General features: G+C 60.0%; 11 protein-coding genes and 1 pseudogene. 4 read left to right on the forward strand and 8 right to left on the reverse strand.

Annotated features, from left to right (window positions below; genetic code table 11):
• Window positions 1–43 precede the first annotated feature (43 nt).
• Window positions 44–1,045 carry an ArdC family protein gene (locus tag EN914_RS08465; protein ID WP_024505900.1) on the reverse strand — a complete coding sequence of 334 codons (1,002 nt, stop codon included), beginning with the start codon at window positions 1,043–1,045 and terminating at the stop codon, window positions 44–46.
• Window positions 1,046–2,460: 1,415 nt separating this feature from the next.
• Window positions 2,461–3,450, reverse strand: a pseudogene (locus EN914_RS08470) (cation:dicarboxylate symporter family transporter); the annotation flags it as partial.
• Between the two features lie 704 nt (window positions 3,451–4,154).
• Between EN914_RS08470 and EN914_RS08475 the strand changes: the two are divergent.
• Complete coding sequence (locus EN914_RS08475; RefSeq protein WP_024505560.1) at window positions 4,155–4,544, forward strand: hypothetical protein; 390 nt, start codon at window positions 4,155–4,157, stop codon at window positions 4,542–4,544.
• 190 nt (window positions 4,545–4,734) lie between these two features.
• On the opposite strand, the gene EN914_RS08480 is transcribed toward EN914_RS08475, so the two are convergent.
• Both EN914_RS08480 and EN914_RS08485 read right to left on the reverse strand, forming a co-directional pair.
• Window positions 4,735–4,974, reverse strand: coding sequence for a hypothetical protein (locus tag EN914_RS08480; RefSeq protein ID WP_024505561.1), 240 nt, complete (start codon window positions 4,972–4,974; stop codon window positions 4,735–4,737).
• 295 nt (window positions 4,975–5,269) lie between these two features.
• Window positions 5,270–5,740: a Crp/Fnr family transcriptional regulator gene (locus EN914_RS08485; protein ID WP_245265413.1), complete on the reverse strand. Its 471-nt coding sequence runs from the start codon at window positions 5,738–5,740 to the stop codon at window positions 5,270–5,272.
• Window positions 5,741–6,339: 599 nt separating this feature from the next.
• Here EN914_RS08485 and EN914_RS39140 point away from each other — a divergent pair.
• Window positions 6,340–6,588, forward strand: coding sequence for a DUF6074 family protein (locus tag EN914_RS39140; RefSeq protein ID WP_032899751.1), 249 nt, complete (start codon window positions 6,340–6,342; stop codon window positions 6,586–6,588).
• A 366-nt stretch (window positions 6,589–6,954) separates the two neighbouring features.
• Here EN914_RS39140 and EN914_RS08495 read toward each other — a convergent pair whose 3' ends face one another.
• The 4 genes from EN914_RS08495 to panB all read right to left on the reverse strand — a co-directional run bounded on the left by EN914_RS08495 (window position 6,955) and on the right by panB (window position 10,239).
• On the reverse strand, window positions 6,955–7,587 hold the full coding sequence (locus tag EN914_RS08495; RefSeq protein WP_024505563.1) for an acyl-homoserine-lactone synthase: 633 nt from the start codon (window positions 7,585–7,587) through the stop codon (window positions 6,955–6,957).
• A gap of 92 nt (window positions 7,588–7,679) precedes the next feature.
• Window positions 7,680–8,399, reverse strand: a complete 720-nt coding sequence (locus tag EN914_RS08500; RefSeq protein WP_024505564.1) for a LuxR family transcriptional regulator — start codon at window positions 8,397–8,399, stop codon at window positions 7,680–7,682.
• A 98-nt stretch (window positions 8,400–8,497) separates the two neighbouring features.
• Entirely contained in the window at window positions 8,498–9,406 is a 909-nt protein-coding gene (panC, locus tag EN914_RS08505) for a pantoate--beta-alanine ligase (protein ID WP_024505565.1), read from the reverse strand.
• Window positions 9,403–10,239, reverse strand: a complete 837-nt coding sequence (panB, locus tag EN914_RS08510) for a 3-methyl-2-oxobutanoate hydroxymethyltransferase (protein WP_024505566.1) — start codon at window positions 10,237–10,239, stop codon at window positions 9,403–9,405. Before panB ends, panC begins: the two co-directional genes overlap by 4 nt.
• A gap of 171 nt (window positions 10,240–10,410) precedes the next feature.
• On the opposite strand from panB, the gene EN914_RS08515 reads away from it, so the two are divergent.
• Window positions 10,411–11,373: an NrtR DNA-binding winged helix domain-containing protein gene (locus tag EN914_RS08515; RefSeq protein WP_024505567.1), complete on the forward strand. Its 963-nt coding sequence runs from the start codon at window positions 10,411–10,413 to the stop codon at window positions 11,371–11,373.
• A 62-nt stretch (window positions 11,374–11,435) separates the two neighbouring features.
• Entirely contained in the window at window positions 11,436–12,410 is a 975-nt protein-coding gene (gene nadA / locus EN914_RS08520) for a quinolinate synthase NadA (RefSeq protein WP_024505568.1), read from the forward strand.
• Window position 12,411: the final 1 nt, after the last annotated feature.

Here is a 12,411-nt window from a genome sequence, read left to right on the forward strand (position 1 = left end):
CCTCAAAAGAACTGTCGAGTTGGTTGCGCGCGGCTTTGCGTCATCAGAGGCGCAAGGCGGTCGCGTGTGAGGATTGCGCGGTCCCATAGGCGGTTTCGGCATGTGCCTCACCTTCGACATCGACATTGCGGCCAAGCAGGAAATCGGCGGCTTTCGAGGCATGGCTTGCGGCGCGGAAGATGGCGCGGTTGTCCTCGCGCAAAACCGTCAGCCATGAGCCGATGTAGTCCGCATGGCGCACGGTCGGCTCGATGCCGAGACTGCTGCAGATGAAGGCTGATGCGATTTCGGCGACGAGTTCCTCGCGCGCATAGGTGTTGGACCCGAAGGAGCCGGATAGGTCGCGCGCGAGTCGCCTCGGGTGGCCGGTCCAGTGGCCAAGCTCGTGAAAGCAGGTCCGGTAATAGTCGATCTGGTGGAAGAAAGCCCGCTGCGGCGGCACCTGTATGGTGTCGCTGCCGGGCATGTAGAAGGCGCGCTCGCCGCCGATGCGAAAATCAGCGCCGGTTGCATGAATGAGCGCCTCGGCGTGCGGGACCATCTCGCGCTCAGGCAGAGGCTCGCCGGCGTCGTAAAGATGTTCGGGCAGATTATCGCACTGCGCGACATTGAAGACGGTGAAGCGCTTCAGGAAGGGCACCGCCTGCGGTTCGTCGCCATCGGTGTCGGCGCGTTGCTTTTCGTTCTTGGGAACAAAGCGGTCAGCGTGAACGATGGTGGTGCCGTGCTCGCCCTTTCTGACATTGCCGCCAAGCGAAAGCGCCTGCCGGAAGGTGAGCCAGTTCTGGCTGGGGAAACCGCGCTCGATGACCGCGCCCCACAGGATCAGGATATTGATGCCGGAATATCGGCGCTGGGTGGCCGCATTCCGCGGCAGGCCGAGGCCTGTCCTTGCCCTGCCCCACGGCTTGACCCATGGCACGGTGCCGCGCTCCAGTTCGGCAATGATGCGGTCGGTGATTTCCTGATAAAGGCTGGCGCCGGTGCGCCCGCCACTGTCTGCGCCAGCCTGTCGGCTGCCGCAACGTTTGTTGTTTGCACGCATCGTGATGTCCTCCGCTCTACAATCGCGCGCCCTCCCCGGAAGCGGGGTGGGCGGCAAAAGCGACCGGAAAGGCCCGCCGTCGGAGGCGGACTGCATCAGCAGGACCGGAACGGAGTGGAGGACCCGAAAGCGACAAGCGAAGGGTTGCGGGACGCCGCGGCGGGCCTAGAAGGGAGTGCTGCCCACCCTGCGCCAGGGGGAAGGCCACAATAGAAAGACGCCGGCCGACAGGCCGGCGACCGTCAGCAGCCGAAGGCTGCCCCGCGCCAGGGGGCGATGCCGCAGGGCCAAGACCGCCTGAGCTTGCCGAAGAAAAGCGGGCTCGGTTCACGAGCACCCGGCCAGCGACTTCAGGCGCGGGCGCTCAGGATTGTTGTTGGCGCCCACGGCAGCTGGATGACCGCAACAAGATTACGAGGAGCGACAGCAAAGCCAGCTGCCACAAACGGCACGCTCCGGCAACAACAGCGTGGCCGGTCTACAGATGCTGCCCCGCACGAGAGCCAGCACGCTTTGAGCGCGCATCGGCGATGCAAGCGTTGCAAGCTGGCCATGTCCACAAGGTCGGCGACCACTATATCGCCGACCACCAACGCGGGCGTACCGTCTAAGTGCAGACCTTTCGCGAGTGCGCGGACGCGCGCATTTCATCTGCGATGGCCGGATCTTGCATTCCCGCTTGAGCTGCTCAACGTCAAGGCCTACACGCGCTGCGATCTTGAGAGTGACCCTTCAACTGGGGGAAATCATAAGGGCGCGGTGGAATTCGTCGAACTTTCCCTGTTTTCTCGAGGCGAGTGCGGCAAAGGCTGGGAATTGGGAATCCGGTCCCAGGACCGGGAACTGTTTGATCACAAGCTTCAGATTGGGTTCATGCTTGAGGCTTTTTGGTAGTTGATATCAGCCAGTCTGCAATGCGGACAGTTGTGGTAGTCATTGAATATGACCAGAACGGCATCGCCTTGCGGGTTGCCGGCGATTGGCGAAGAAGATCGTTGTCGAATGCGCCGCTCCACTTTTGCCTGCGGTCGACCACGCCTGCCGGTGCAGGTTCGCGCTATATTGGCTCGCCAGCAAGGCGAGGAGTAAAAGAAGAGCTGCGACAGTGATGGCAGTCGGCTTAGACATGAGTCTCCAATCCATGGACGGCGTGGCAGCAACGGCCCGCCTTTTTGGTGTAAAATGGGTCGGTTTTGATCGTGCCCCGCAGTTGCTACAGGCGCACAGGTGCCGGTGCGATCTGGCGGTTTCTCAAATACGGCTTTGCGCCATCGGGTCCACCCCAATAGTTGAGCGTCGTTCGCACGGGGAATTGTGTTCACCACGCCGGGCGACTTGACCGTCCACCGCCAGAGCGCTGAACGGTCCGCTAGTGAGGCGCTCCCCGAATCGTCGTTTATCCCGCTCGCCCCGGACCGGGTGACAGCCAGCGTTGCCGCTACGCTGCGGAGAAAAACCGTCAGCGCGTGGCATTCGGACATAAGCTGATCAACGCCAAGAATAAGCCCCACGGAGGTGACCGGTGCGGCCGGAACAAGAAAGAGCGTTGCAGCCATTGTGACGAGGCCTGCACCGGTAATGCGGGTTGTTCCGTTCGAAGGGAACAATGCGACAAACAGCATGAGGATCCGGCAGCCGATCGGGAGATCAGTTTTCGTCGCTTGGGCGATGAAAAGGGCGGCGAGCATCATATTCGTGCCGTCCAGATTGAATGGAATGAGACCCACGACCGAATGCGTGGCGCCGGCCTTTTCCATCTTCTCCATGAGCGAGGCCAGCGCGGCCTCTGAGGAGGACATTGCGAGCAGCAGCTCGTCCTTGATGTATCGGACGAGAGAGAAGAGCGAGCGGCCGTTGTAGCGGCAGACCGCGCCGAACAGGACCGAGAGGAACAGGACCGAGAGGAACAAGACTTGCAGGATGTCGCCTTCCGCGAAGGCACTGGCAATCGTTGACGGGATGATGTTCATCAGGAAGCTGGTCACGGACTGCTCGTGAGCCGTGGCCACATAGCCCTTAACGGCTTCGACATCGAGCGAGGCCGGATCGATGTTGAGGCCGGCGCCAGGCTGAACGATATTCGTGACAATCAGCCCGACAACAAAAGCGAGCGTCGAGAAGGTGAGAAAATAGACCATCGCCTTGGCGGCAACTCGGCCGACCTTCTGCAGATCGCTCATGCCGGCAATGCCGGTCGCTATTGTCAGGAAGATGACAGGTACGGTGATTATCTTGACGACCTCGACGAAGGCATCGCCGAGCGGCTTCAGGCTGTGGCCGGTCTCCAAATGGAAATAGCCGATTGCGGCACCCAGGATTATGGCGGCAAGTACCTGCACGTAGGTCCGGGCAAAATGGCGCTTGCGGGGCGCTGCGATCGCGCGGGGAACTCTTGGAACCAACACCGTCTCTCTCCTTGACCGGATCGGGGTGGGGCTCCTCCCTCTCCCATGCAGTGCTCCGGTCGAACGCTGCGCCCACTTCGGCGCAAACGATGTGCCAAATAGCAAAGAGGGGAAAACGCGCAGGACCTCACGCAATGCTTGCGATTCGCTCTCCCACACTCGTGCAGTGGTTGCCTGTCGCAACTATGGAAGGCTAAATTCTTGGGAATTCCAAAGGTCGCTCTTTGCGTCGGCGCAGCTTGGCTGCCTGGAAGGTTCCCTCTTTGCCTTGCGGTCTGCGAGCAGGGTCCAGATGGTCATCATTTGGCTGCGCGCCGCACGGGGCTCGAAAGATTCAATCGAGGACGGGTCCTCTTGGAAAACGGGGGCGGCGTTGGTCAAGCCCTTCCACCCTGCTGTCCCAATGGTGTTCAGAAGCTCAGTTCACGATCAAGCGATGGATCAGCGTCATCTGGCGTTTGCGCCATCGCGCGGCGTTGCAGCGGGTCTGCCAAAGATGAGCAAGCCGCGAGGCAAGGTCCGAGACCTAGACTCCAACCTCATAGCGCGCTCGGCTCGCCTTAGGAAGGTTCGAACCGCAGCACGATCAGGTGGCGACACCGTTGGTCGGAACCGGAACCCGACGAATGATCGTTCGTGACCGACATCTGTGAACAAGCAGTATGTGTCATTGCAATCACCACCCATTGCGCGGAAATGCCCATATGGCCGTGAATGAACTGGATTTGGTGATTTTCCAGATGGCGGTGGAAAGCGTCCGCTTGCTCTCTTCAAGCTTTGATGAGAAGGCGGCTGAGATAGCCACGAGGAGCCGTGGTAGCCTTCTTTTTGACGTGCGGGTGGACGGTGACCTGGAGGTCCAGCGAGTCGCAGCCATTGGATATCCAGGCGACAAGATCGGTGTGGTGGCATTGGACCGAGAGGGCCTTGTTAGCTGTTGTTGCCTTGTCAATGGCACCTTCTCACCTTTCATTGCACCGTTGGAGAACTGGACCAGCATGCCCCTTTCGATGCAGGCCCAGATCGATGTCACAGGCTATGCGAGGCTCCTTCTGGCCGCCTTGCGAAATGCTGGACATATGCTGGACAGGTAGCATCGCCGATGATGTCTGTGATGAGATGGTGCAAACGGATGGACGAGGCGATCGCTTGCTGGCAGCTTTGGCAACAAAGCGATCGGTGAGTTCGCAATGCTGGAACACGTCCTTTAGACTCTGCAGTTAAGTTAGCGGACTACCATCTGACGAATGCCCTCTGACAGTCTGCATGGCGCGGCATGCCCTCTTAGGAATGCAGCCGTGGTTCTACACCATCGGCTGTTTTTGTGTCGAAGGGGCACGCATGAACGAAGGAAGCGGCCGCCAACAGTTCCTCCAACTCGCGTTCGGTGGCCTTGCATGCCGACATTAGTGTTCGGATGGTGCGGATCGCCTGCGCCATGGAGAGAAAGCGGACCCTTCCCCTGGAAAGGACATAGGCTTCGGCGGCTTTTTCGACGGTGACGGTGTGAAACGAATTGGTCATGACGAATTCCTCCCTGAACCCTGACCAACCCGACTTATGGCACGAATTCGACCGCCTTCAAGCCTATGTCCGATTGCGGACAATCGCTGCGATTCGTTCAAAACCGCTGATGCTTTTGGGCGACCTGGTGAAGGGCAAGGAGACGTCGGCTGAACCCGTTTCAACCCGACATGCTTCAGGCAGCGGCCAGGCCGAAATAACGCTGCTCCTCCTTGTCATAAGCGCCATGTGTGAGCTTTATCAATCCGGCACGATCGTGATCTCGCCGCGCTTGGCGTGCACCAGTCCTCGATACTCAAGCATTTGCAGGGCCGTGGTGACCCCGGGCGGTGGGCGCGAGCATGGTCGCCAGAAATTCATGCGTCGGGAGGATCTTATCTCCTTCCGCACGGTCGTGGACCATCAGCTGCCAGCGGGCCAGCCGTTCTTCGATCTTGGAGTGGCCATTGACCAGTGCCGTCCGGCATGATTGGATGAGGAACGCGTGGGCATAGTCCAGCACTGAGGTGCGAAGCGACGGGCTAATCGCAGGGCGAAGGTTTTCAACCGGCAGGCGCCAGGTATTGCTTTCCTTTCCGAGAATGACGGCAATTCCTTTCATCCCGTCATCGCCGACAATGCCGACTTCACCTTGCCGCCCGCCGGTCATGGTGGCGACCACCGACGCGATGCCCCTCTCGGGAAAATATACGTTCTTGATCGGCTGATGCGCGACCTCCAACTTGTCCTTGATGCCCGGTTCGACGTGATGCAGCGATGGTCGCAAAAGCGCGAAGTCCTGCGGGGTGAGGGCTTCAGCACCTGGTCGCGAAAGAGGGATCGGGCAAGGCTCTCTTCCAACGGGGCAAGAGCGCGTACGTCTTACTGTCGGCTGCACCGAAGTAAATGCCGGCCGATGCCAAAGCATAGGCTTCGAAACGCGCGATTGCAAAGCCCTGTCGGGGCAGTGCAGTCATGCTAGAAGTCGCGCCGCCTACGATAGGCAGCGGATGACATGATTCCCTTCTTCGGCGGCCACCAAGAACGGCTCGGGCACGCTTTAATCGTTCATACACAAGCTCGCAGGAATGTAAGCAGCGGAACAATCGGGTGATTCGTACCGCCCTGCCCTTTCAGAGATCAAGTCATTGGACGTCAATTCGGCTGGAACGCCTCGTCGAACGGCCCAGGAAAATGCAGCCGGATGAGCAATGGTGGTTCACCTTATGTGCGGTCCCGGATATGCGGTCCGGCGGCTCATCTCCCAATGGCTTGTCGATGGGGAAGTGGAACTCGTCATGTCGCCGCGAACCGTCACCGCGCTAGCGGGGCTCTTTTGAAGACGCCGGTGTTTTTCTTTGTGGAACTGAATCTGTGAGGTGATTGATGCATGAATCAAACATTTGCGTATTTCCGCTGCATCGGCGACGTATATTGGTCGAAAGTATCGCCCAGGCCCTCGAGACCAAGAACGGCGAGGCGGCGAGTGCGTTCTGGCGCTGTTCTGCCAAGAAAATGCTCATTCAATTGTCCGATGTAGGAATTGCGCCAGAGCTCGCTGCGCAGGAGGTTGGAAGCCTTCTTCATGCGGTCTTGGACGACATGGCCAACCGAACGGTAATGCACAAAGCATAGGCTCGGGCGCTGTTGGACCGCGCGTCAGCTCGGGTCCTTATCAGGGGACTGCTCCGACTGGCCGACGGTCCGGCCAAACCGGCATACCGGCAAAGGTTTGAGGTTGCGATCGCTCACGGCGGCCGGTCCAATATTCTAAGACGACCTCAGAAGCCACGTTGGCTTCTTTGGACGAAGCGGAGGGGCGCCATTTTGGCGTGCTCACGCTGGACTCCGGGTTGCGCCTACGGAAATCCAAAGTCCGGCCGCGCGAGCCAATCGACCGGAACAGTCGAAAGCTCGTGGGGGCGGGTCCGCTCACCCTCACGGCGGCGGTGGCGGCCGTGAGCAGACTTAACTCAAGTCACGGCTGAGCATCCGCAGGCGCTATGCCGATTGGATGAGAACTGGTTGCCACAACACCGGCCCGTTGAGGCGTCCCCTCCAGCGGATGCGCAAGAGACTGGCGTAGGAAATATCGAGGAAGCCGGCGACTGCCTCGGTGTTGCCGACCTGCTTGGGCTGTCCGATACGTGACAACGGCCAGGTCGCGAGACGAAGGATCCTTTCGATGCGCGTATCTGTCACCGTTACGATCCCGGAGAGATTGTTGGCCAAGCCGAATTCGATGATCCCCGCGAAGAGCTCGTAGGTTGCTTGGGCCAGGCCGCCAGCTGCCTTCGGCGCTGTCGCAGGGAGATCGAGCGCGAAACGACTACTCTCCCAGACATCGGCACTCGCAGGGACCACCATCTCATCCAGCAGCGTCGGAAACGTATCGCGCAACATTGTCGGTCCGGTGGTCGGCAAAAGGCGGACGCAGCCGCAAGTTCGCCAATCGGACCCCTTGAGAAGCAGGTAGACGGGGTTCAGGCTGTCAAACGGGTCCGTTTCCATTTCGCCTTCGGTCTGCACTTCCCAATCGAGCCGCTTCTTGAAAACCCGATACCTAAGTCCGTGCATTTCCTTGAGTTCGCTCGCAAACTCGGCGTAGCAGTCGGGTGTTATCAGCTGCATCATTGTCGTCTCCGTGCGGGATGTGTCCACGCAATCGAAGGGCAAAGCCGTCATGAATGCAGCCTGTAGACCTTTACAGCTAGACTTGGAGAGGATCAGGATCTCGCCCGAGCAGCCATCCGCACTACGGCCTGGTTGATGGTTCGCACGCCAAGCTTCGCCTTGGCGTTTTCCTGATGGAAGGTCACGGTGCGTTTCGAGACACCGAGAATCTGGCTGATATCCCAGGCCGACTTGCCGCACGCCGCCCATTTCAGGCACTCGAACTCCCGCCGGGTGAGCGTTATGCCATCTACCACGCAATCTTCGGCGAGCCTGCGCCGGGCATGGATATGAACGTTGATCGCAACCAGTTGCATTGCTTTTTCGTAGCGCGTCAGCGACCTCAGAAATGGCGGATGCGCCTCGTTGGAGGCGAAGGTCAGTGCGGCGAACCGGCCGCGATGATCATGCATCGACATGGTCAGTCCGCCGCGAATGCCGAACTCAGCTGCTTTTTCCAGGACTTCCTGCTGAGAGGTCGGCAAATAACGGTGATCGCGGTCCACACCCCAGTCGAAGGTATCCCAGCCCCGCAGTCCCCGCAGGATCACGGGATCCACGCTGTGGTAGCGCTGTTGCAGGTAATGTGATGTCCATGATGATGGATAATTCGAGATAAATCGTGGCCTGTCGCCGGAAGCGGATGGGTAGGTGAAATAAGCGAAGAGCGGAAAGTCGAACCCGGCTGCGGCGGACGCCATTGCCTCATGGAGATCGACGGCATCGACGCTTGCAGAGAGTTGCTCGACCAAGGTTTCAAATACGCGATGCATCTGCGCTTAGCGTACCTCGCGGAGGTTGCTGGAAGCCGACGGAGACGTGGTTCTAAATGATGGCCTGTCCCTGCAGGGCATACGACGCGCCGCCGTCATCACCGCAATTGCTGTGCTGCTTCCGATTGGAGAGAGCTCCGCCCACCTGACCAACTACCAATGGGTGATATTGCGACGTTATCGATGAGCCGCGTGTCGCCAAGCCAAGCCGCAGCAAGCAAGCGTGCCGGTCGGTCAAGGCTTGCTAACGATTGCAGGTCTGTTTCTCCGCGAAGCTCCAGGTATTCGAGCTCGCGATAGCCGGCAGCCAGAATTGCTGCACGCGCTTCATCAAGCGTAGGCAGGATGGGGGAGCCGCGTGCAAGCCGCTCGGCCGTATCGAGCAGGACCGATGCTAGTTTTGGGGCAATGGCGCGTTGGGCTGGGGAGAGCCGCACGTTACGCGACGATAGCGCAAGACCATCGGCTTCGCGGACTGTCGGACAGGGCACAATAGTGATCGGAATGTCGAGATCCCGGACCAAGCGCCTGACAAGCTGAAGTTGCTGAAAATCCTTTTCGCCAAAAAAGGCGAAGTCAGCGCCGGCCTGCAGGAAGAGCTTGGCCACGACCGTCGCCACGCCATTGAAATGGCCGGGCCGGAATGCGCCGCAAAGGCATTCGCTGATGCCGGACACTGAAACGGCCGTGGCGAAGCCCACCTGGTACATTTCCTCTGTGTCCGGCACATAGAGCAGATGCGTGCCCAGCAGAGCGAGCTTGGCAGCATCGTCGCTTTCCGTCCGAGGGTAGGCAATCAGGTCGGCGGGGCTGTTGAACTGCTTGGGGTTTACGAACAGCGTTACGATCACCCGCTCGGCCCTTTCGAGCGCCTTCCGCACGAGGCTCAGATGCCCGTCGTGCAAGGCTCCCATGGTCGGCACAATACCGATCGTGGCACCCGAGCGACGCCATTGCGCAACGACGCCGCGCAGCTCGCTCACGGTTCGAGCGATCGGCACGCTCATGTGAAGTCACCGGCCTTAAAGGCGTTGACATAGAGATGTTCGACCGCCGGAAAGTGCCGGTTCCGCACATCGGTGGCGTAAGCGGCGATTGCCGCCTCAGCCTGCTCACCGAGCTCGGCATAGCGTTTGACGAACTTCGGCCGAAATGAGGTGAAGAGCCCGAGCATATCGTGGCTCACCAGAATCTGGCCGTCGCAAGCTGGCGAGGCACCGATGCCGATTGTGGGTATGTCGATATCGGCGGTTATCTGCCGTGCAAGCTGCTCCGGTATCTTTTCCAGCACCAAGGAGAAGGCGCCCGCTTCGGTTACCGCCCTGGCGTCGCGCCTGATCCGCTCTGCATCGGCTCCCCGGCCCTGCACACGATAGCCTCCAAACGTGTTTACCGCCTGCGGCGTCAGGCCCACATGGGCCATGACAGGTACGCCGCGCGCGGTAAGGAAGCGGATGGTTTCCGAGATGGTCTCGCCGCCCTCGATCTTTACCGCTGAACAACCGGTCTCACCCATCACGCGCGCAGCGTTGCCGAAAGCGTGCTCTGGGCTTTCCTCATAGGAACCGAAGGGCAGGTCGACGACCATCAGCGCGTGTTCAAGGCCGCGCCGAACGGCCTGTCCGTGCATGATCATCATGTCGAGCGTGACCCCCAGCGTCGACGACAGGCCGTGCAGCACCATGCCGACGCTGTCGCCGACAAGAACGATGTCGCAGTGGCGATCGAGCAGCCTCGCGACCGGCGTGGTGTAGGCCGTCAAGCATACAAGTGGCGTCTGGCCTTTTCGCGATCGAATATCTGGAGGAGTCATCCCTTTTATCTCACCAGCCGCGCTCAACCGAGGCCCCTTCCCTTACGTTACCAACAGCGGGTGTCGCGTTTGGCATATTTTTGTGCGACTGCGAAGAGCTAAAAGCAGCGCTTGAGTACTCCGGTGTTGACGTGCTGGCTGCCAAGGTTACATTCAATCGATTAAGGCGCTCCGTTGGGCCAACCCGCTTTCGCAAACATGGATCCTCAGACAAGAAGAACCAAGAAAGGCAAAGCCGCCGTCAAAGCTGACGAAGCCAAAGTGGACCTGACTGCCGTCGTGGTCGCCGTAAACGACAGTGAGCCCTGTGTCCTCACAGTCGGTCATGCGGACACCCTCCCTTCTGGACCTTTTGCCCTTGAGCATCGATCACTGCAGTCGGGTTTGAGGGGGTGGGTGGAGCAGCAGACCGGCCATGCACTTGGATACATCGAGCAACTCTACACCTTCGCCGATCGCGATCGCATCGGCACTGAGCGCCACCAGCGCGTCATCTCAATCAGCTATCTCGCATTGACCAGGAAGGAACAGGCAACGAACTCGGCCGCGTGCGGCTGGCAAAGTTGGTACGAATATTTTCCCTGGGAGGACCACCGCTTCGGCACGCCGCCTGTGCTGCTCGATAGATTGCGGCCCCGCCTGATTGAGTGGGCCGGCGGCGCCAGCGAGCCGACCACTCAACGCGAGCGCCGGCAGCGCGCTGCGATAGCCTTCGGCTTCGACGACCGCCATTGGAACGAGGAACTCACGCTCCAACGCTACGAGTTGCTCTATGAAGCTGCTCTGATTGAGGAGGCCGGTGGCGGCAGGGACGCGATTGCGGCCGCGGCTGGCAAACCAATGGTCGCTGACCACCGTCGTATTCTGGCAACCGGGATCGCGCGGCTGCGTTCGAAGATCAAATACCGGCCGGTCGTGTTCGAGCTTATGCGGCCTTCCTTCACGCTGCTGCAACTGCAGCGAACCGTGGAAGCTTTGGCTGGCAGGCTGATCAACAAGCCGAACTTCCGGAGATTGGTCGAGCAGCAGGAACTTGTTGAGGAGACCGGGGAGACCTCCCTCGACACAGGCGGACGACCGGCGAAGCTTTATCGCTTCCGGCATGCCGTCCTCGACGACAGGGCTATCGCCGGGACAAAATTACCGCTGGCGCGGGCTTGACATACTTATAGTCAAGGTAGATATATTCCCTTATTGTCAAACCGAATATAATCGAGGCGCCAATGACTGGGGCGTTACCCATGGCTGCGTCCCTGTATGAGCGTGTCCGGCGGGTGATCCCACCCGTTGAATGGCCCACGTTCGCCGGCGATATTGAAGCCATCTTAGCGCTGAAGCGTGAGCGCAATGCGGTGGTGCTGGCGCACAATTACCAGACGCCCGAAATTTTTCATTGCGTGGCAGACATCGTCGGCGACAGCCTGGCGTTGGCCCACAAGGCGGTGACGGTCGACGCCGACATCATCGTGGTTGCCGGCGTTCATTTCATGGCCGAGACGGCAAAACTGCTCAATCCGAACAAGACCGTGCTCATCCCGGATCTCCGCGCCGGCTGCTCGCTGGCCGAATCGATCACGGCAAACGACGTGCGGCTAATGCGGCTGCGGTATCCGGGGGTCCCCGTTGTTACTTACGTCAACACTTCCGCCGCCGTAAAAGCGGAGTCCGACATCTGCTGCACGTCCGGCAACGCCAAGGCGGTGGTGGAATCGCTTGGCGTGGCGCGTGTGCTGATGCTCCCGGACGAATATCTGGCGAGGAACGTGGCAGCCGATACAGACGTCGAGATCATCGCCTGGAAAGGCCATTGCGAGGTGCATGAGCGCTTCACCGCAGCAGACATCCGGGAACTGCGCGATGCCCATCCAGGCGTCATCGTGCTGGCCCATCCAGAATGCCCACCAGACGTTGTCGCGGAGGCGGAGTTCTCCGGCTCGACCGCGGCGATGTCGGATTATGTCGAGCGTGAGAAACCGACGCGTGTCGTCCTTCTGACCGAATGTTCGATGAGCGACAACGTCGCGGTCGCGCATCCCGACGTCGAGTTCGTTCGCCCATGCAATCTGTGCCCGCACATGAAACGCATCAACCTGGCCAACATTCGCGCCGCACTCGAGCAGAACCGGCATGAGGTCCGGATTGATCCCGAAATTGCCGGCCCCGCCCGCCGCGCGGTCGAGCGCATGCTTTCCCTATGAG

It is taken from the genome of Mesorhizobium sp. M7A.F.Ca.CA.001.08.2.1, from assembly GCF_003998455.1.
In the GTDB taxonomy this organism is placed as follows: Bacteria; Pseudomonadota; Alphaproteobacteria; order Rhizobiales; family Rhizobiaceae; genus Mesorhizobium; species Mesorhizobium ciceri.

Bases quoted from the DNA above. Each gene is read 5' to 3' on its own strand.
- EN914_RS08500 (WP_024505564.1), bottom strand. From the start codon at position 8,399: ATGCATCGCGTATTTGAAACCTTGGTCGAGCAACTCTCTGCAAGCGTC.
- EN914_RS08495 (WP_024505563.1), bottom strand. From the start codon at position 7,587: ATGATGCAGCTGATAACACCCGACTGCTACGCCGAGTTTGCGAGCGAA.
- EN914_RS08475 (WP_024505560.1), top strand. From the start codon at position 4,155: ATGGCCGTGAATGAACTGGATTTGGTGATTTTCCAGATGGCGGTGGAA.
- EN914_RS08480 (WP_024505561.1), bottom strand. From the start codon at position 4,974: ATGACCAATTCGTTTCACACCGTCACCGTCGAAAAAGCCGCCGAAGCC.
- EN914_RS08465 (WP_024505900.1), bottom strand. From the start codon at position 1,045: ATGCGTGCAAACAACAAACGTTGCGGCAGCCGACAGGCTGGCGCAGAC.
- EN914_RS08515 (WP_024505567.1), top strand. From the start codon at position 10,411: ATGGATCCTCAGACAAGAAGAACCAAGAAAGGCAAAGCCGCCGTCAAA.
- EN914_RS39140 (WP_032899751.1), top strand. From the start codon at position 6,340: ATGCATGAATCAAACATTTGCGTATTTCCGCTGCATCGGCGACGTATA.
- panC (WP_024505565.1), bottom strand. From the start codon at position 9,406: ATGAGCGTGCCGATCGCTCGAACCGTGAGCGAGCTGCGCGGCGTCGTT.
- nadA (WP_024505568.1), top strand. From the start codon at position 11,436: ATGACTGGGGCGTTACCCATGGCTGCGTCCCTGTATGAGCGTGTCCGG.